The 18,050-nt window shown below is 40.1% G+C and carries 18 protein-coding genes, 1 tRNA gene and 1 pseudogene; 7 read left to right on the forward strand and 13 right to left on the reverse strand.

Features of this window, described 5'->3' with window-relative positions; all coding sequences use genetic code 11:
* Positions 1–2: 2 nt before the first annotated feature.
* From M4974_RS06685 to M4974_RS06720, 8 genes are all read right to left on the reverse strand, one after another.
* A complete protein-coding gene (locus M4974_RS06685) occupies positions 3–1,028 on the reverse strand; it encodes an ABC transporter permease (protein WP_248706582.1) in 1,026 nt (341 codons plus the stop codon).
* 9 nt (positions 1,029–1,037) lie between these two features.
* Positions 1,038–1,955, reverse strand: coding sequence for an ABC transporter permease (locus M4974_RS06690; RefSeq protein WP_248706583.1), 918 nt, complete (start codon positions 1,953–1,955; stop codon positions 1,038–1,040).
* A 62-nt stretch (positions 1,956–2,017) separates the two neighbouring features.
* Positions 2,018–3,664, reverse strand: a complete 1,647-nt coding sequence (locus M4974_RS06695) for a peptide ABC transporter substrate-binding protein (RefSeq protein ID WP_248706584.1) — start codon at positions 3,662–3,664, stop codon at positions 2,018–2,020.
* Between the two features lie 111 nt (positions 3,665–3,775).
* Positions 3,776–4,435 (reverse strand): amino acid ABC transporter permease, encoded by a 660-nt coding sequence (locus tag M4974_RS06700; RefSeq protein ID WP_248706585.1) that lies wholly within the window; start codon positions 4,433–4,435, stop codon positions 3,776–3,778.
* 12 nt (positions 4,436–4,447) lie between these two features.
* A complete protein-coding gene (locus M4974_RS06705) occupies positions 4,448–5,089 on the reverse strand; it encodes an amino acid ABC transporter permease (RefSeq protein WP_248706586.1) in 642 nt (213 codons plus the stop codon).
* Positions 5,090–5,091: 2 nt separating this feature from the next.
* Positions 5,092–5,955 carry a transporter substrate-binding domain-containing protein gene (locus M4974_RS06710; protein WP_248706587.1) on the reverse strand — a complete coding sequence of 288 codons (864 nt, stop codon included), beginning with the start codon at positions 5,953–5,955 and terminating at the stop codon, positions 5,092–5,094.
* A gap of 52 nt (positions 5,956–6,007) precedes the next feature.
* The gene (locus M4974_RS06715) at positions 6,008–6,745 is read right to left on the reverse strand and encodes an amino acid ABC transporter ATP-binding protein (RefSeq protein WP_305883119.1); all 738 of its coding nucleotides are present in this window, start codon (positions 6,743–6,745) and stop codon (positions 6,008–6,010) included.
* 211 nt (positions 6,746–6,956) lie between these two features.
* On the reverse strand, positions 6,957–8,513 hold the full coding sequence (locus tag M4974_RS06720; protein ID WP_248706588.1) for an ABC-F family ATP-binding cassette domain-containing protein: 1,557 nt from the start codon (positions 8,511–8,513) through the stop codon (positions 6,957–6,959).
* A gap of 89 nt (positions 8,514–8,602) precedes the next feature.
* Between M4974_RS06720 and M4974_RS06725 the strand changes: the two genes are divergently transcribed.
* Positions 8,603–8,932, forward strand: a complete 330-nt coding sequence (locus tag M4974_RS06725; protein ID WP_248715869.1) for a lactoylglutathione lyase — start codon at positions 8,603–8,605, stop codon at positions 8,930–8,932.
* 68 nt (positions 8,933–9,000) lie between these two features.
* A tRNA-Lys gene (locus M4974_RS06730) sits at positions 9,001–9,073 on the forward strand.
* Positions 9,074–9,159: 86 nt separating this feature from the next.
* Here the strand turns inward: M4974_RS06730 and M4974_RS06735 are convergent.
* Positions 9,160–9,756 (reverse strand): helix-turn-helix transcriptional regulator, encoded by a 597-nt coding sequence (locus M4974_RS06735; RefSeq protein ID WP_248706590.1) that lies wholly within the window; start codon positions 9,754–9,756, stop codon positions 9,160–9,162.
* Positions 9,757–9,896: 140 nt separating this feature from the next.
* Positions 9,897–10,835 (reverse strand): ribokinase, encoded by a 939-nt coding sequence (gene rbsK / locus M4974_RS06740; protein ID WP_248706591.1) that lies wholly within the window; start codon positions 10,833–10,835, stop codon positions 9,897–9,899.
* 181 nt (positions 10,836–11,016) lie between these two features.
* Between rbsK and rpiA the strand changes: the two genes are divergently transcribed.
* Entirely contained in the window at positions 11,017–11,664 is a 648-nt protein-coding gene (rpiA, locus tag M4974_RS06745) for a ribose-5-phosphate isomerase RpiA (protein ID WP_248706592.1), read from the forward strand.
* A gap of 60 nt (positions 11,665–11,724) precedes the next feature.
* The gene (locus M4974_RS06750; protein WP_248715870.1) at positions 11,725–12,210 is read left to right on the forward strand and encodes a DUF805 domain-containing protein; all 486 of its coding nucleotides are present in this window, start codon (positions 11,725–11,727) and stop codon (positions 12,208–12,210) included.
* A gap of 73 nt (positions 12,211–12,283) precedes the next feature.
* Here the strand turns inward: M4974_RS06750 and M4974_RS06755 are convergent, their stop codons facing one another.
* Positions 12,284–12,436, reverse strand: a complete 153-nt coding sequence (locus M4974_RS06755) for a hypothetical protein (protein ID WP_248706594.1) — start codon at positions 12,434–12,436, stop codon at positions 12,284–12,286.
* A gap of 89 nt (positions 12,437–12,525) precedes the next feature.
* Here M4974_RS06755 and M4974_RS06760 point away from each other — a divergent pair, with 89 nt between their 5' ends.
* Positions 12,526–14,076: a multicopper oxidase family protein gene (locus M4974_RS06760; protein WP_248706595.1), complete on the forward strand. Its 1,551-nt coding sequence runs from the start codon at positions 12,526–12,528 to the stop codon at positions 14,074–14,076.
* Between the two features lie 66 nt (positions 14,077–14,142).
* Here M4974_RS06760 and M4974_RS06765 read toward each other — a convergent pair whose 3' ends face one another.
* Together M4974_RS06765 and M4974_RS06770 are read right to left on the reverse strand one after the other, a co-directional pair.
* Entirely contained in the window at positions 14,143–14,499 is a 357-nt protein-coding gene (locus M4974_RS06765; protein WP_248706638.1) for a DUF1304 domain-containing protein, read from the reverse strand.
* An 81-nt stretch (positions 14,500–14,580) separates the two neighbouring features.
* Positions 14,581–15,090, reverse strand: a pseudogene (locus M4974_RS06770) (restriction endonuclease subunit S); the annotation flags it as partial.
* Between the two features lie 75 nt (positions 15,091–15,165).
* Between M4974_RS06770 and M4974_RS06775 the strand changes: the two are divergent.
* Positions 15,166–16,779 carry a type I restriction-modification system subunit M gene (locus M4974_RS06775; RefSeq protein ID WP_248706596.1) on the forward strand — a complete coding sequence of 538 codons (1,614 nt, stop codon included), beginning with the start codon at positions 15,166–15,168 and terminating at the stop codon, positions 16,777–16,779.
* Positions 16,776–18,023, forward strand: a complete 1,248-nt coding sequence (locus M4974_RS06780) for a restriction endonuclease subunit S (RefSeq protein ID WP_248715871.1) — start codon at positions 16,776–16,778, stop codon at positions 18,021–18,023. The genes M4974_RS06775 and M4974_RS06780 overlap by 4 nt, the downstream gene beginning before the upstream one ends.
* Positions 18,024–18,050: the final 27 nt, after the last annotated feature.

An 18,050-nucleotide genomic window follows, 5' to 3' on the forward strand; every position in this document is an offset into this window, starting at 1 on the left:
CTTTACTCCTCACTCGATCGTGGATCAAATGCATCCCGCAACCCGTCACCTAATAAGATAAAGGCCAATGAAACAATCACCAAAATTGCTGATGGAATCAAAATTTGGTAGGGATAGAATTGTAGCATATTTTGGGCATCCGAAATTAATGAACCCAATGAAGCAGTTGGTGGCTTAACGCCCAAACCAATGGCTGACAAAACTGCTTCAAAGATAATGGCACTAGGAACAGTCATCATAATTTGCACAATAATTGTCCCCGTCATATTGGGAATTAAGTGTTTCAAGGCAATTTTAACGGGACTCTCACCTAAGTTTTGGGCGGCTAAGACAAAGTCTTGTTCCTTCAAGGATAGGGTCATACTCCGAACTAACCGAGCCATGTTAACCCAGTTAGTCAAAGCAATCGCAATAATAATGGAAGTAACCCCACTGCCCAAAACCAAGGCTAGCATCGTCACAACAACCAGGTTGGGAATAGAAGAGATAATTTCAATGATCCGTTGCATAACCATATCAACCCAACCACCGCGCCAGGCCGAAAAGACCCCGTAGGAAACACCGATTAACAAATCAATAAAGGTGGCTGCAATCGCAACTAATAAGGAAATCCGTAAACCAACAACCACTCGTTTAGCAATCGAACGACCCAAAGTATCAGTTCCAAAAATATAGTGTTGGCTCACATCATTTTGCTCGTAGGGATTAGTGGTATCACTAGCACCGGGTTGCTTACTTTGACCATTCCAACCCGGAATTGGCAGTCCAACATTAGGGGGTAAATTTTTATAACGCGTGACTTCATTGGTATTAAAGGCATTAGCTTGATTTTGACTTACAAAGAAACTGGAAACCATGGCAAAAAGCAACATACCAATCAAAAGCCACATCGAAACTACGGCAACTTTATTCTTCTTCAAACGACGCCAAGCATCCTGCCAAAAGGACAAGGTCGGCTTATTAATGTTTTCTCCGGCATGGTGATTTAGAATACCAACTACGGCAAATGCTTCATTCATTTTTGTCATGTTGGCCTCCTATTGCAAACGAACGCGCGGATCAACAACCGCCGTCAAAACATCAGTAACTAAAATCATAAACATCAACATAGCAGCATAGACAATCGTGGTACCCATAATCACTGGAAAATCCTTTGTCGGAATCGAGCTAACAAACTGCTGCCCAATACCCGGAATAGAAAAGATATTTTCAACCAAGACCGACCCAGTTAATAAGTTAGCTGCCATGGGCCCAATCAGAGTCAAAACTGGAATCAAAGAGTTCCGATAAGCATGATGATTAACTAATTCCTTATCGCTTAAACCTTTAGCTCGAGCTAACTCAATATAATCAGAATGTAGCGATTCAATCATTTCCGATCGCACAAATCGTGCCGTTACCGCCGCAGGTGCTGCAGCTAGGGCTAAGGTAGGCAAAACTGTTTCTGAAAAAGAATCTCCCCAACCTGAAACAGGGAACAACTGCCACTCGTATCCAAATAAGTAGAGCAAGGCAATGGCAATAATAAAACTTGGCATTGCAATTCCTAAGGTTGAAAAAACACCTAAGGTTCCATCTAATTTACTATTTTGATGGCGGGCTGATACTGATCCGAGCCACAATCCAACAACCAAACCAACAACCAAGGCCTGCAAACCCAATTGAGCCGAGATTGGCAAGCGCTGCCCAATCAACATACTAACGGACTGGTTTTGATATTGGAAAGACGTACCTAAATCACCATGAAGCGCATTGACCAAGTAAGTTAGATACTGTTGCCACAAGGGCTTATCCAAACCATACGTTTCATTCATCTGAGCAATTGCTTGGGCGGATAGATGCGGATTATTAAAGGGGGTTCCTGGCATAATTTGCATCAGGAAGAAGGTTAGTGTGATAACAATCCATAAGGTAAATAGTAAGATTATTAATCGTTTTAAAATATATTTAGTCATTGATTAAGTCCCTAATTGAAATAAGAATTGACGGGCGTCAATTCTTATTTCACTATTTATAATTACTTGTCAGTCCGATAAGCGTGGGTCAAATCAATTGGCAAACCAGTTGAATTCATAACCACATTCTTAACATTTGGACGAACTAGATAATAAGCATTCCATGAACCCAAAGGATTAATGTTGGCTTGATCCTTCAAAGCCGCTTCAGCGGTCTTGAAATCGTTACTACGGGCTACCGGATCATTAGCATCACTACCATCAGCCTTAGTGATAGCATCAATGTAAGCTTGGTTCTTAAACTGACCATCATTGTTTCCAGCAGTAGGAGACTTAAAGAGATCATAGAAAGTTGACCCATCAGGATAATCACCCGTCCAGTTATTCAGAACAATATCAAAGTTTTGGCTTTGCTGATCTTGCAAGCGTTGTTTAAATGGCACAAACTTTTCGGTCACGCTAATGCCCTTTAAGTTCGATTCCCAAGCTTGCTTTAGATAATCAATATAGTTCTTAGTGATTGGGGTATCGGCATCACCTAACAAGGTTACATCCATCTTGGTTTCGCCGACTTCCTTCAAGCCTTCAGCAAAGAGCTGGCTAGCCTTATCTTTATCATACTCATATCCCGGATTAACAAAGGTAGCTAAATCTTGGCCATTGGCAGCTTTCGTCAAATTATTTGATACAAGACCAGTCGCTGTGTCAAAGATTCCACCGGAAGCCTGCTTAGTGGCTTCTGCCCTGTTAGTAGCCATATTCAAAGCCTGACGAATTTTTTCGTTGGCCAAGAATTTATTTTTACCAGTTTGGTTGTACTCAAGATAAGTACTGGCAGCTTGTGGTACCTTGGTTACATCCTTGTTATTCTTGTTAGCCTTATAAATTTCTGGTGAATTATAAATACCAGCGCGGTCGATTTCACCCTTTTTATAAAGTTCAACGGCTGTTTCCGGCTTCTTAACTACCTGCCAGTTAACCGTCTTAGTCTTAACATTTTTGGCATCCCAATAATTATCGTTTTTGACCGTCTTGAACTTGTTGTTAGTACCATTCCAGCCTTCTAACTTATAAGGACCAGAATAGATTTGCTTTTCAGCTGTAGTTCCGTACTTAGATCCTTGCTTTTCCACAAAACTTTGTTTTTGTGGCATAAAGTTAGTGAAAGTTAAGAGAGACTTAAATTGTGGCATAGGATTATCTAGCTTAAAAGTAATCGTATCCCCATCAGCACTAACACCCAAATCACTGACTGGCTTTTTACCGGCAGTAATATCATCAGCATTTTGCACACCCGAAGCTAGATAAGCATATTGAGAGGCAGTCTTAGGATCGACAATCCGTTGCCAAGAGTAAACAAAGTCTTTGGCCGTTAGGCTGGAACCATCCGACCACTTCAGACCACTACGTAGATGCGCTATATAAGTTTTCCCATCCTCGGAAACATCAACTGATTTAGCCAAATCGGGCACAGGCTTACCATCGGCATCCATGCGCAATAGATTAGCACCCGTATTACCAGCAATAGTAGAAGAATACTGATCAACTTGTTTTGACAAATCCATCGTTTGAATTTCAGTTACCAAAGCATAGTTCAAAGTATTTTTATCTTTACTCTTATCAGCGCCCCACCAGCCAGCGGCCCGCGTTCCCCCAGCCACAACTAACACTGCAGCAGCAGCCAAGGTCCATTTCTTCCATGTTTCCATTGCGAATCCCCCTCGCTTATCATTTCATGTTTACAACTTTATCACATCATTTTACCATTTTCAAATTTTTCTATAATAAAAAAGCGATAGATGCTAATCTATCGCTTTTCTTTAGGCTAATTTTTTATCAAACCACTTGGCAATTAGAGATAAACCATAATTCAACAAAAAGTACACAACGGTTAGCATGACTAAGACCGGTACGATATAAGTTGAATTTTGGGCGTAAACAATTTGTCCTCGATAAGTCATTTCAGCCAAGACAATTCCAGATGCCAAACTCGTATCCTTAACCAAAGAAATTAACTGAGAAATAATCGGTGGAATCATTTTTTTATAAGCCTGAGGCAAAATAATATACCACATCGTTTCCATATTGTTTAAACCGTTGGCTCGAGCGCCTTCAAATTGACCAATATCAATTGAAGCTAAACCACCTCGAACAATTTCAGCCAACATGGCCGACTCAAAGGTACTCATGGCAATCACCGTTGCCAAAAAGATTGGTAGGTGAATACCAATTCGTGGCAAAGCAAAGTAAACAAAGAAGATAATCAACAAAAGTGGTAGATTACGAATAATATTGTTAATTGTACCCACAAAACTCGAAAAGTATGGAATCTCTTCAAATTGAATAATACCGATAATAGAACCCACAATTAAGCTAATAATAACTGAAATCACGGAAACACCGACAGTAATTACAAGGCCACCCAGAAGATAGTTAATGTTGTCGCCAGAAAAAGCGCTTAAAATTCCTAATGTCACCATTTTCTCTCCTCCTTATGCCTTGGCCTTCAAGTGTTGTTCAAGATATTGCATATAGTAGCTCAGTGGTAAAGTCAAGACTAAATAGAAAATCCCAACGATAATGTAAGCTGTAAAGGTATCAAAAGAGTTGGCTGCCACCATATTCCCTTGATACATCAAATCCAACCCCCCCACAAAGGCCAAAATTGAGGAGTTCTTGACTAAATTGATGAACTGATTTCCCAATGAGGGCAAAGCCACTCGAAAGGCTTGGGGCAAAACGATATAGCGCATGGCCTGACCAAATTTTAGCCCATTGGCTCGAGCACCTTCCATTTGACCTGAGTCAACCGATAGAATACCGGCTCGAACTGTTTCAGCAATAAAAGCCGAAGTATATAGCGTTAAGGCAATTGTCCCAGCCGTAAAACCATTCATTTTAACGACCTTAGCCACCGCTAGATATAAGAAAAGCGTAATAATCAATAAGGGAATATTACGAAAAATTTGGACATAGATGTTGCCGACAATCTGCATCCAGCGTGTTGGCAAAACTTGCATAATTGCAAAGAGAGTTCCTAATAGCATTGAACCAACTAAGGCAACCACGCTAGATAACAATGTATAGCCGAAACCTTGTAAAAACGTTGAAAAATAATTTTGTAATAATCCCATGCTTAGACCTCCAAATCGCGCCAGTCTAATCCGGGCACCTGACTGAACCACTTCTCAATTAATTGGTTATATATACCATTTTCTTTAATTGTTGCCAAGGCCCGGTTCGCTTGATCAACCATTGGTTTTTGATCATGGTCAAAAGCAATACCATAAGGGCCATTGGTGAAATTACCACCAACAATTTGATAATCTGGATTTTCATTAGCAAAACCATACAAAATCGCATTATCAGTTGACATAGCTTGTCCTTGACCGGCTTTCAAAGCCTGCATAGCCGAAGCATAATCTTGTAAAGCTACTACATTTGCCTTAGGCGCAAACTTTTTAGTTTCCTTAGCAGCGGTGGTTCCAACCACGACAAGAACTGTATATTTAGGATCGTTCATGTCTTGAATGCTGTGGATTTCTGACCCCTTCTTAACTAAAATAGACTGTCCCGCATTAAAGTATGAGTCAGTGTAATCAACCACTTTAGCTCGTTCAGGTGTGATGGTCATCGTCGAAACTGTCCCATCAATGTTAGTATTCTTTAATAGTTGAATTTTAGAAGCAGATGAAACCGGTACATATTCAGCTGACATTGGCACCCCAGTTTGCTTTGAAATTTGAACTGTAAGCGCCTTAGCGATATCAACATCAAATCCAACCGGCGTAGCTGTTTTAGTATTCATCAAACCGAATAATTTTGTATCAGCTTTGACGCCCCAAATAATTTTCCCCTGCTTTTCCACCCGGCTCAATGTATCTTGGTGTTTAGCATTTTTTTCGGCGGTTGCTGTTGCCCATAAAAGGCCTAAAATCAGTGTCGCCGCCAAAATAATCGTGGCGATAATTCCAAATCGCCTTTTTTTAGCTTTTTCCATTATTTATTCCCTCAAGCACATTTGATTACTGTTGCAACATTCTCAAAAGGCGTTAGTGATTAGCCACTTGACTCAAGAACTTCTGAGCACGTGGTTCACTTGGGTTCTTAAAGAAGGAATCGGTGGAACTATCCTCCAAAATTTGACCATCAGCCATAAAGATAACACGATCAGCCACTGCTTTAGCGAAACTCATTTCGTGCGTCACAACCAACATGGTCATCGAAGAATCAGCCGCAATATCACGCATGACATCCAAAACATCCCCAATCATTTCTGGATCCAAGGCTGAAGTTGGCTCATCAAAAAGTAAAGCCTTAGGCTTCATGGCTAATGAACGAGCAATCGCAATTCGTTGTTTTTGTCCACCAGATAATTCACTAGGCATATTGGCTGCCTTATCAGCCAAACCAACTTTTTCCAACAACTCCATAGCAATCCTTTTATTCTCAGCCTCATCACGCTTTAATACCAAGCGAGGAGCTAACATAATGTTTTCGATTGCCGACTTATTGTTATAGAGATTAAAGTGCTGGAAAACCATCCCCACGTTCTTACGAATTTTATTCATATCCGTTTTAGGATCATGTAGATCAAAGCCATCTACTAAGAGCTGACCTTGTTGAATCTCTTCCAACCCATTAACCGTTCGAATTAAGGTCGACTTTCCTGATCCAGAGGGGCCAATCAAAACAACCGTTTCACCGGCATCAATTTCCAAGTTGACGTTCTTTAAAGCGTGAAAATCACCGTAGTACTTCTCCACGTCCTTGAATTCAATCATTGACATATGTATTCTCCTCAATATTCCGTTAATAACAGCAGAATCTTTTCGTACCATTCTACTGAAGCATAACCGACCAAATTAATTATCGGTCATGTTTTATGACATGATACCACTAAAGTGCCCATTAAAATCTAATCTAACCTTAATTTTATAATTTAAAATAAAAAAACCACCTATTAGAATGGCGGTTAAAATCAAAGAAATATCACATTAATCAGTCATCTTCTTTTTGATGGCTTAGTGCCGCCACATCTAAGGTTTGGTCGGCTAGATTAGTCGTAAAACTACTTTCGTGGGAAACAATAATTGCATTCCCAGGAAAGGCAGTAATGGCTCGGTGTAGGGCCTGTTTAGTAGTTTCATCCAAGTGATTGGTCGGCTCATCCAGAATCAAGAAATTACTAGGCTTCATTTCCATAATCGCTAGCTTAACCTTGGTCTGCTCTCCTCCAGATAGCTGGAAGAGCGGTTTTTGAGCATTTTCAGCGTTAATACCGGCACCAGCTAAGCGAGTCCGAAGTTCTTTGGGTTGGATGGTTGGAAAAAGGTCTTGCATAACTTGCAAGGGCGTTTGTTGATCATTATCCCATTCCAAATCTTGGTCAAAATAGTTAACTACAGCAGAAGGTGAAAAATCTGCCTTTCCATTCAAAGATGGAATCAAACCCAAAATAGATTTAATCAAAGTTGACTTACCAGCACCATTAAAGCCACGGAAGACTAACTTTTCCTCAGTCGTAATTGAAAAAGTTACCGGCTCCAAAATTGGTTGTTCGTAACCCACCGATAGATCGGTTACAGTCAAGGCATTGGCCGACTGTGTTTCTATATAAGGGAAGTTGAATTTAGCAACTGGATTTCCAGACGGCGGATCAACCCGATCCATTCGAGCTAGCATTTTCTCGCGTGACTTAGCCTGTTTAGAAGTTGAAGCTCGAGCTTTATTCTTAGCAATAAACTTTTCAGCTTTTTCAATTTCAACTTGTTGCTTTTCGTACTGACGCAACTGTTGTTCCGCCCGCTCTTCCTTCTGGTGCATGGCCTTTTTGAAGGAACCACGATATTTGGTGATTTTACCAAAGGAAACGTCGATAATCGCATTGGTAACCCGATCTAAGAAATCAAAATCATGCGAAATAATCATAGCGGCACCGGGAAAATCTTGTAAGAAATCCTGTAACCATTCAATATGGGCCACATCCAGATAGTTGGTTGGCTCATCTAAAATGATGACATCATCATTTTCCAACAAGAGTTTAGCTAAGATAACTTTAGCACGCTGTCCACCCGACATTTGCTCCAATTCACGATCCCGGCCAATTGCCTCAAGACCCAAACCAGTAATGACCCGCTCAATCTCGGTATCCAGTCCGTAAAAGTCAGCCGCATCCAATTCTTCTTGCATGCGCCCAGCTCGTTCCAACAGCTTATCATCCATAGTTTCAGCGTACTTCTCGTATAACTGAGTCGCCCGCTTTTGCTTATCATATAGATCCTGATAAGCTGTATGCAAAAAGTCAACCAGCGTCATACCCTCTGGAATTTCTGCATACTGGTCCAAATAGCCGATCTTAAGGCCTTTCGCCCAATCAATCCGACCAGCTAAAGGTAAGACCTGTTGGGTCAAAATTTTAATCAGGGTTGATTTACCGGCCCCGTTTTGACCAACAATTCCCATATGCTCACCGACTTGGAGTTCAAAATCAGCGTCTTCGTATAAAGTTTTTTCTGCGTAGGCCATTGTGAGCCCACTTACTTCTAATAATGCCATAAGTACTAGTCTATCACAGTTTTTTGAAAGTCACATGACAAGCCGTTACAATAGGGGTAATCTCATATTAAATATTAAAGGTATAACTCATGAAACCACGCAAATTAAATCATAAAGTCATTCCAACCCAAGACCCTGACCGAGCCTATCGCTTTTGGCGCGATGTATTTGATATTCCCCAAGCAGGACCCAGTAATCAACGCCACTTACGCTTGGATCAGGAGGACTTAACTTTTGTAGTTGGTCCAACTCAAAAGAATTTTGAATTATTAGCTCGTGACCATCAAGCTAGTCTCCGTCAGCATTTAGCCAATAATTTTGTACCAATTTTAAGAACCGAAGAACGCTATGGTAACAAAATCGCCTTTATAGTAAATGATTCAGAAGGAAATCAAATTACCATCGGAGTCAATCAATAGCAAATTTTAATAAAAAGTTATTGCATGTAGGCTATTTGCATGATATAATATTTTCTGTTGTAAAAGCTGGTCAGCTAGCTCAGTTGGTAGAGCAACGGACTCTTAATCCGTGGGTCCAGGGTTCGAGCCCCTGGCTGACCACTAATAAAAAGGACATCCTAGGATGTCCTTTTTTGCTGTCTTGTTTTTGAACACCAACTCCCTTAAATTCAGGGAACTTTTTATTTTTACCAAGGCAATAACCAAACTAATAATAAAATCAGCGTATATTGCAATAAATACAAACCTAAGCCACCAATATTACGCGGGTTCAAGTTAACCCCAAAGCGAATCGAACTTCCCTTATGACTTGGCACTCGCTGTAGCCATAACGGCTCTGGATATTGGGGCCGAATTAATAAATAATTATTAACCATTGGTACAAAAATCATCAATAGAAACAAAAACGTCAGTAAGCAGCGCAGCCACAATGCTCCCTGCCATTTGAATATGAAATTAGCTATTATGAGGCCGATTAAGCTCACCAGCGTCGCCAAGCTAATAGCCTGCATAACATTGCTAATCCGCTGTTTGCTGGCCTGCAAATCTTGTGCCTCCTGCTTAAATTCTTCCAAAATACGCGGATCCTGTTTTAATAAGTTATCCAATGAAAGTTGATACATTTCACTGATTTTAATAATACTCACTAAGTCCGGCATCCGCTGGTTATTTTCCCAATACGAAATAGCCTGTCGACTAAGATGTAAATGTTGTGCTAAAGCTTCCTGGGTCATCCCCCGCTCTACTCGCCGGCTCTTAATAATTTCGCCAATTGATTGTGACATATCGGTCACTCCTTTCATAAGTTCATTTTTATTATGATAATTAGCGCTAAATTTTGCTGTCACAATCCGTTGCAACGGTGATATTCTAACCTTTTCCAATAAAAAAAGTCCGTAAACGGACTTAAATCGAATGCAGTAAATTAATCTCGATGTGCCTCTAAAACAACTCGGACTTCATCTTCAACTGGGATACTACCTTGGGCACCCGGACGACTAACCGTTACTGAAGAGGCAGCAGCACCATAGGTCATGGCTTCAACCAAATTATCCAAGGTCGGATTTAGCCGTGTTACCAATGCCCCAATGAAGGTATCACCGGCTGCGGTCGTATCAACAGCATGGGTTTTAAAGGCGGGCACGATGTCGCATTGACCTTCTTTATTCATATAAAAGGAACCTTGCGACCCTAAAGTAATAATAACCGTTTTTAGACCACGCTCGGCATAGTATTTAGCATTGGCTTCCATTGAAGCACGGTCGCTAATTTCAATGCCAGTCAATAGGTAACTCTCATGCTCGTTAGGAGCAATGATGTCAGTCAAAGCTAGCAACTCTTCGGGCAAACCACCCTTTTCTGGCATAGGAGCTGGATTCAAAACCGTGATTACCCCATGCTGACGGGCAATCTTAAAGGCTTCAATCGTGGTGGCAATTGGTGTCTCCAACTGGGCAACCACAAAGGCTGATTCAGTAATTGCTTGTTCTTGAGCGTGAACATCTTCCACCGATAGTTCTGCATTAGCACCAGCATAAATATAAATAATATTATCACCAGTTTCCTCTGAAACCGTGATATAAGCTTGCCCGGTCTGACTTTCTTCAGAAATTACCACACAACTGGTATCCAAATTAGGACTTTTCATATTTTTTTCAATATCAAATTCAGGTCCAACCTTGGTAATCATGTGAGTCGTTGCACCGGAACGAGCTGCAGCTACCCCTTGATTCAGTCCCTTACCACCCATCATGGTTACCACATGTTGGTCAGTAGTTAAGGTTTCCCCGCTGGTCGCAAAACGCGGTACTTTTACAACTCGATCAATATTTGTTGATCCTAAAATGGTCACTATCTTAGGCATGCAATTGCCTCCTTGATTAATTTCTGCTTGTGAAAAATAATTTTAACAGCTTTATTATATCAAATTAGCCATTATCCAGCTATCAGACAGCAGTGACTTGTACAGCTAGTATGGTCATATTTTCACTTAATTTCTGCTATACTGTCAAAGTAAACTACCATCAATGGGGGACTTTTTAAAAATGGATAATGGCAAATTAGCAGCAGCCAAACAAGCATTGGATTATATGCCAAACCAAGGTGTCATCGGACTCGGATCAGGATCAACCGCTTCAATATTTATTGAATTGTTAGCTCAAAAAGTTCAAGCAGAACAACTAGATATCATTTGTGTAGCAACCTCAACCCAATCACAAAAACTAGGTGCCCAGCTAGGGCTCAACGTGGTTGATATTGATGAAGTGGAGCGGATTGATATTACCGTTGACGGTGCTGATGAAGTTGATCCCGATTTAAACGGCATTAAGGGGGGCGGAGCCGCATTATTGTTTGAAAAAATTGTGGCCTTAAACTCTGATCGGAATATTTGGGTCGTTGATCCCAGCAAAGAACACGAGCGCTTGGGTCAGTTCAAACTACCCATCGAAGTCATTAAGTTTGGTTCTCACCATCTCTATCGCCACTTTGAAAAGTTGGGCCTATCCCCAAGCTATCGTCAAACCAATGGAGAATACCTACTAACCGATTCCAACAACTACATCATCGATGTTGATGTTAGCGGAATTGACGATTTAACAGCGCTAGCAACTCAATTAGACCAATTAACTGGCGTGGTTGAACACGGTCTCTTCTTAAACATTTGCGATGAACTAATCGTAGGCGGTCAATAAACCACCTAACCTTTTAGGCCTATATTTTAAAAAATAAGATTGGATTATCTCATGATTTCAATGACAACAGCATTTAAAAACTATTGGAAAAATTACTTTAATTTCAGTGGAGATGCCACTCGTGCTGAGTATTGGTGGATGGTGATTTGGAGTTTCCTCTTTACCATCTTTTGGTCAGCAGCTGGAACCGCAGTGGCCTATCATCATACTAGCGCCGCTAAAAAATTGATTAGCGCCACCGACTACACCCGACTCAACTTACCTCCAGCCGTCATGGCTTGGATGGGCATCACCGTCTTTGTTGGTTTACTACTAGTCATCCCTTCCCTAAGCTTGGAAGTTCGACGCTTACACAACACTGGCCTGGCGTCATTTTGGGTCTGGCTATTAGTCTTAGCTGACTTATCAACTAAAATTGCGACCGAATTTGTCAATAGCATGCCTTTAACCATCGCGACGGCCGTTTTATCACTAATTATTTTCATCTTGATTTTGATACCATCTAATTTCTTTGAATATGCCCACATCATTGGCCGTGATCGATAATAAAAACCAAAAATGCTATGAACCCCGAGATTTAATTCCAACAAACTTCGGCGTTCATAGCATTTTTAGTGACTTAATTTTTTGAAAATAGACAGTAGACCGATTCCACTAACATTCCAATGGACATCAGGTACATGGCATTCATTCCCTGATTATTCATCAACAAATATAAGGTATACACCCACAGCAAGGCCAAAATGGCATGTAAAATTTTATTAAATTTCATCATTTCCTCCTCTCACTAAGATAAATGATAGCACAAGCATTTATTCAACCCAAACTGTTGTATACTACAGGCGTAGAAGGAGGAGAATTATGTCAACAAAATCTACACCAATTTATGATAAGTACTTTTTCAATGAGAGTGCCTACGACTATCACGATGGCGGCTATGTACCCCTGGAAGTTTACGATTCACCGGCAGTGCCCCTGAATATTCCAGCACTACTCAAGCCAGATAGAGAGACCGATACTGACGTCTGGATGACAGTCCACGCTCAACCGGGAGAAACCCAAATTTTGCCGGGTGAAAAGACCAAAACCTGGGGGTATAACCAGAGTTTATTGGGGCAAACTATTGTCTTTCGTAGCGGGAAAACCTACCACGTTACGCTAAAGAACAGTCTACCTGAATTGACTACCTTCCATTGGCATGGCTTGGATGTCCCCGGTCCCTTTATTGATGGTGGCTGTCATGCCCCAATTTATCCTGGTCAACCCAAAGAAATCACTTTTAAAGTTGATCAACCAGCTGCAACAACCTGGTTGCACGCCCATCCTTGTCCTTTAACCGGCTGGGATGTTTGGCATGGTTTGGCTGCCATGGTTTATGTCAAAGATGCCCATGAGGACAGTCTACCATTACCTCGTAATTATGGTGTCGATGACATTCCCGTTGTTTTACAGGATCGTCGTTTCCACGAGGATAACCAGTGGAATTATGACGCTGATTATGATCCTGATGGTACCGCTGGACCAACGGCCTTGATTAATGGAACGGTTAATCCGGTGTTTGACGTGACTACCCAAAAATTACGTTTACGGTTCTTAGATGGTGCTAACCGGCGTGAATGGCGCTTGCACCTCTCAGATGATTTGATTATGACCCAAATTGCTTCGGACGGTGGTTTATTGCCCGAACCAGTTAAATTAACCAAATTAATGATTACTTGTGCTGAACGAGCTGAAGTTATTTTGGACTTTAAAGATTATAAAGCCGGTGACCAAGTTGTCCTCTATTCGGATGACACACCGATTTTAACCTTTAATATTAAGGACTTTGCTCCTGACAATACCGTTTTGCCGGATCAATTAGCTGAAATCACTTATCCTGATGTTGATCCAAATGCCAATATTCACCAAGTAGTTCTGGCTGGAACCGATGAAGAAATCACCATTAACGGTCGTAAATTTGGCATGATGCGGATTGATGACCGCCAGCAATTAGGCGTCACTGAGTACTGGGATATTACCAATACCAATGATTGCTGCGGTGGTATGTTGCACCCTTACCACATGCACGGTGGCTCTTTCCAAATTGTTTCTCGTAATGGTCAAGCACCTTATCCCAACGAAATGGGTTATAAGGATACGGTCAGTGTCAATCCTGGTGAAACTGTCCGGATTAAAATGCGCTTTAATTATGCTGGAGTCTTCATGTATCACTGCCACATCATTGAACACGAAGATGGTGGTATGATGGCTCAAATGCAAGTTTGGACACCAGATGATCCTCATAAGAAGTATGATTTGATGGAGATGGATACCCTCATGAATGCTTTGGCCGACGAACGAGGCTGCAAAGTTGATGAATTAGTAATTAAGAGCCTAGATTCCTACAAGAAGATGGGCATGGATATGTGTTAAGACATGAATTGATTTCTTAATATTATAAAAAGGCACCCCAGCTAAGCTGGTGGTACCTTTTTATGTTCAATGTAATAGCAATAATAACGTCACGACCATGGCTAGTCCGGCTTGTTTAAATACAATGCTTTTATTACCACTTGAAAAGCTACCATACAATGCCACGGCAATAATATAAATCATGATGGGTAATAACATACTAGGTAAAAGAAACATACTATAAATAATACCAATACCTAACAATCCATTGTAAATCCCTTGATTTTTAAATAACGTCTGGATATTCTTATCTGCCAACTTCTCAGATGACATGTCAAAAACGCGGCCAGTCCTTTTTGATTGAGTCGCAAAAGTTTCCAGATACATAATATAAAAAAATTCAATCGCAACTACTATACTCAAAATATTTATCAAATAAGTCATATTTAACATCCTTTTTAAATTAAAAAATTTAACACTAATTATACAAGTTCCCGGGTTCAATAATCTACGCAACGTTTTTAATTCACGCTGATTGACTGTGATGAGGTTGTTGATGGATTGGAAGAAGGTGCCGATTTGGGTTTGTTCCATTAATGATGGAACTATAATATTGAATTTTTCAAAAGTACTTTTATTTATCATTGCAGTTGCTGTTTGACCAGCAATTGACTTCAGTCTATTTGTTTCTCTTGTCATAACTGCAAGTATAAAAAAAGAATCGTGTTGTACAGGAATAATGGCATTTATTTGTTGATTAAATGCAACAGGAACGGTATTAATAGTATTTTTTCCAATGGAGGCTATACAAGTAATTAGAACGGAATAAGCTGGAACATTACGTGATTTAGACCATCCAACATCTGTCAAGTGTTTAAATGACTGGTGAATGGTTAATTTATCTATATCAGTTGGAGTGACCCATATATGTCCAGATTGACTTGTACTCCAATTACTCTCATTAGCTGTGGGGGGCGTATTCCCTGTATATATTTTTCCCATCTCTTTGAGATCACGCTTTTGCCAAGCTATCAGATTTTCTACGTCCTTTACGCTCTATCTCTGTATAATTAAATCTAAATGGATTTAAAAAATAGGGGATGATTAATCATGGCGTTAAAAGCAACTGAACAAGCAATGATTTGGAAAACATTAAATGATACACGTGGAAAGATTGAACCAGCTGAATATAAAAACTATATTTTCGGCATTATGTTCTACAAATTCTTATCTGAAAAAGCACAATCTTGGTTAAAAAGTATACCTGGTAATCAAGAATGGGCTGAAATTTGGGCGCAAAACCCTGAAAAAGCTTCCGAATTTATGCAATCCAAAATCGGTTATAGTATCCGGCCTGGAGAGATGTTCTCTGATTGGGAATCAGATATTAACACCAGTAATTTTAATATTTCTAATATCTCAGATTCGCTGGCCCACTTTAAGCAAAGTATCAGTCCTGATGCCAAAATTGAGTTTGAGGGTATTTTTGACGACATGGATCTTACTTCTAGTCGGCTAGGTAACAACGATCAAATGCGAACTGCCACGATGATTGATATGATCAGCCTCATGTCCCAAATCGAACTTAAAGATGATGCCGATGTATTGGGTGACTTATATGAATACTTGATTGGTATGTTTGCAGCCAATTCCGGTGCCAAGGCCGGTGAATTTTATACGCCCCACCAAGTTTCCGATATTATGGCCCAAATTTTAACCTATGGTCGCGAAGACATGAAAAACTATAGTCTCTATGATCCAGCCATGGGCTCTGGTTCTTTACTATTAACCACTGCTTCTTATATGAAAAATGATCATGTCCGTGGTGCCATTAAATATTACGGTCAAGAATTAATCACAACAACCTTTAACCTGGCCCGGATGAACCTGATGATGCACGGCGTTGAATACAACGATATTAACCTCCGAAACGCTGATACTTTAAATAACGATTGGCCAGATGGAATCGTAGACGGCAGTGACAATCCGCGGATGTTTGACGCCGTTATGGCTAACCCTCCCTACTCATTGAAATGGAATAATAAGGATCGGGAAGATGACCCTCGCTTCCGTGATGGTGTTGCTCCAGCTTCAAAAGCCGATTATGCCTTTCTTCTCCACTCCCTATACCACCTAAAACAAGACGGTCGGATGGCGATTGTGTTACCCCACGGCGTACTATTCCGTGGGGCAGCCGAGGGAAAAATCCGCAAAAACTTACTAACAAATCGGAATATCACAGCGATCATTGGTTTACCAGAGAAGATTTTTACTAACACTGGTATTCCGACCATCATTATGGTGCTAGAAAAGAATCGTGAAAATGATGATGTGCTCTTCATTGATGCCTCAAAAGGCTTTGAAAAGCAGAAAAACAGTAACAAACTACGACCAGAAGATATTGAAAAGATTGTCTCAACCTTTAAAAACTATAAAGAAGCTGTAGCCACTGGTACGACCATGGAAGACGTCGATAAGTATGCCCACGTTGCCTCAATGGATGAAATTAAGGAAAACGATTTTAATTTAAACATTCCTCGCTATGTTGATACTTTTGAAGAGGAAGCACTAGTTGATGCCGAACAGCTTTTCAAAGATATGCAGGAATTAAATGCTGAGGAAAAAAAGCTTGAAAATGAGCTGAAAACCATGATGGCTGATCTAAATGGTACCGATGAAGAGAGCCAAAAGTACCTAGAATTCCTAAAGGGGGTTCTAAAATGACGAATGTTCGTGATTCAGATAGGTCATATCCCCGAATTCGGTTCAATGGGTATAGCGATGCTTGGCAAAAGCGTAAGTTAGGTGACATTGTAACGAAATTAAAGTCTTATTCGCTTTCACGTGATGTTGAATCTCAAACTGTTACAGGATATAGATACATTCATTATGGTGATATTCATACTGGTATTGCTGATATTGTAAATGGTAAAACAAACTTACCTAATATTAAACCAGGTGATTATTCAGATTTACATATGGGAGATCTGGTAGTTGCTGATGCATCAGAAGATTATCAAGGTATTGCTGAACCAAGCATAATACTTGAATTGCCATCAGAGAAATTGGTTGCCGGCCTCCATACAATTGCACTACAACCCAAATTATCCGATGGCTTATTTTTATACTATTTGTTACATACGGATTCGTTTAAACACTTCGGATATAAAAATGGTACTGGTTTAAAAATTTTTGGTATTAGTTGGAATTCACTTTCTAATTTTGAGGTTGAATTCCCAGGAGTTCTTGAACAAAAACAAATATCTAAATTATTGTTGCGCTTAGAACAGCTGATCACAGTCAATCAGCGTAAAGTTGAAAAGTATCAAGCTCTGAAAAAAGCACTTTTACAAAGAATGTTCGTGTCAGGTGATAGTGATATACCCCAGATTCGGTTCAATGGGTATAGTGAAGCTTGGCAAAAGCGTAAATTGGGTAGTTTTACAGAAACCTATTCTGGAGGAACACCTAGTGCTGATAACTCAAAATATTATGGTGGTGATATTCCATTTATACGGTCTGCTGAAATCAATTTGGATAAAACAAAGCTTTATTTAACTGAAGCAGGTTTAAATAATTCATCAGCTAAACTAGTTGCAGTCGGTGATATTCTGTACGCAATGTATGGAGCTACAAGTGGAGAAGTTGGTGTATCACGTATTAACGGAGCAATCAACCAAGCTATTTTAGCCATTAAACCAACACAAAATGATGACCCACAGTTTATTATGCAATGGTTGAGAAATCAAAAAGAACATATTGTTAATATTTACTTGCAAGGCGGGCAAGGAAATCTTTCCGGTACAATAGTTAAAAAATTAGAAATAGAGACCCCTGTTGAAAATTCAGAAGAACTTAGGATTGGAATAATTTCTCAATCCCTCGACAACCTCATCACAGTCAATCAGCGTAAGGTTGAAACTTACAAAGAGCTTAAAAAAGCTCTTTTACAGCAAATGTTCGTATAAAAAATTCAATATTTCAACTTAATTAAG

Source organism: Convivina praedatoris (assembly GCF_933208495.1).
GTDB classification, from domain to species: Bacteria; Bacillota; Bacilli; order Lactobacillales; family Lactobacillaceae; genus Convivina; species Convivina praedatoris.

Coding starts and splice junctions, on each gene's coding strand:
- M4974_RS06685 (WP_248706582.1), bottom strand. CDS start 1,028: ATGACAAAAATGAATGAAGCATTTGCCGTAGTTGGTATTCTAAATCAC.
- M4974_RS06690 (WP_248706583.1), bottom strand. CDS start 1,955: ATGACTAAATATATTTTAAAACGATTAATAATCTTACTATTTACCTTA.
- M4974_RS06695 (WP_248706584.1), bottom strand. CDS start 3,664: ATGGAAACATGGAAGAAATGGACCTTGGCTGCTGCTGCAGTGTTAGTT.
- M4974_RS06700 (WP_248706585.1), bottom strand. CDS start 4,435: ATGGTGACATTAGGAATTTTAAGCGCTTTTTCTGGCGACAACATTAAC.
- M4974_RS06705 (WP_248706586.1), bottom strand. CDS start 5,089: ATGGGATTATTACAAAATTATTTTTCAACGTTTTTACAAGGTTTCGGC.
- M4974_RS06710 (WP_248706587.1), bottom strand. CDS start 5,955: ATGGAAAAAGCTAAAAAAAGGCGATTTGGAATTATCGCCACGATTATT.
- M4974_RS06715 (WP_305883119.1), bottom strand. CDS start 6,745: ATGTCAATGATTGAATTCAAGGACGTGGAGAAGTACTACGGTGATTTT.
- M4974_RS06720 (WP_248706588.1), bottom strand. CDS start 8,513: ATGGCATTATTAGAAGTAAGTGGGCTCACAATGGCCTACGCAGAAAAA.
- M4974_RS06725 (WP_248715869.1), top strand. CDS start 8,603: ATGAAACCACGCAAATTAAATCATAAAGTCATTCCAACCCAAGACCCT.
- M4974_RS06735 (WP_248706590.1), bottom strand. CDS start 9,756: ATGTCACAATCAATTGGCGAAATTATTAAGAGCCGGCGAGTAGAGCGG.
- rbsK (WP_248706591.1), bottom strand. CDS start 10,835: ATGCCTAAGATAGTGACCATTTTAGGATCAACAAATATTGATCGAGTT.
- rpiA (WP_248706592.1), top strand. CDS start 11,017: ATGGATAATGGCAAATTAGCAGCAGCCAAACAAGCATTGGATTATATG.
- M4974_RS06750 (WP_248715870.1), top strand. CDS start 11,725: ATGACAACAGCATTTAAAAACTATTGGAAAAATTACTTTAATTTCAGT.
- M4974_RS06755 (WP_248706594.1), bottom strand. CDS start 12,436: ATGAAATTTAATAAAATTTTACATGCCATTTTGGCCTTGCTGTGGGTG.
- M4974_RS06760 (WP_248706595.1), top strand. CDS start 12,526: ATGTCAACAAAATCTACACCAATTTATGATAAGTACTTTTTCAATGAG.
- M4974_RS06765 (WP_248706638.1), bottom strand. CDS start 14,499: ATGACTTATTTGATAAATATTTTGAGTATAGTAGTTGCGATTGAATTT.
- M4974_RS06775 (WP_248706596.1), top strand. CDS start 15,166: ATGGCGTTAAAAGCAACTGAACAAGCAATGATTTGGAAAACATTAAAT.
- M4974_RS06780 (WP_248715871.1), top strand. CDS start 16,776: ATGACGAATGTTCGTGATTCAGATAGGTCATATCCCCGAATTCGGTTC.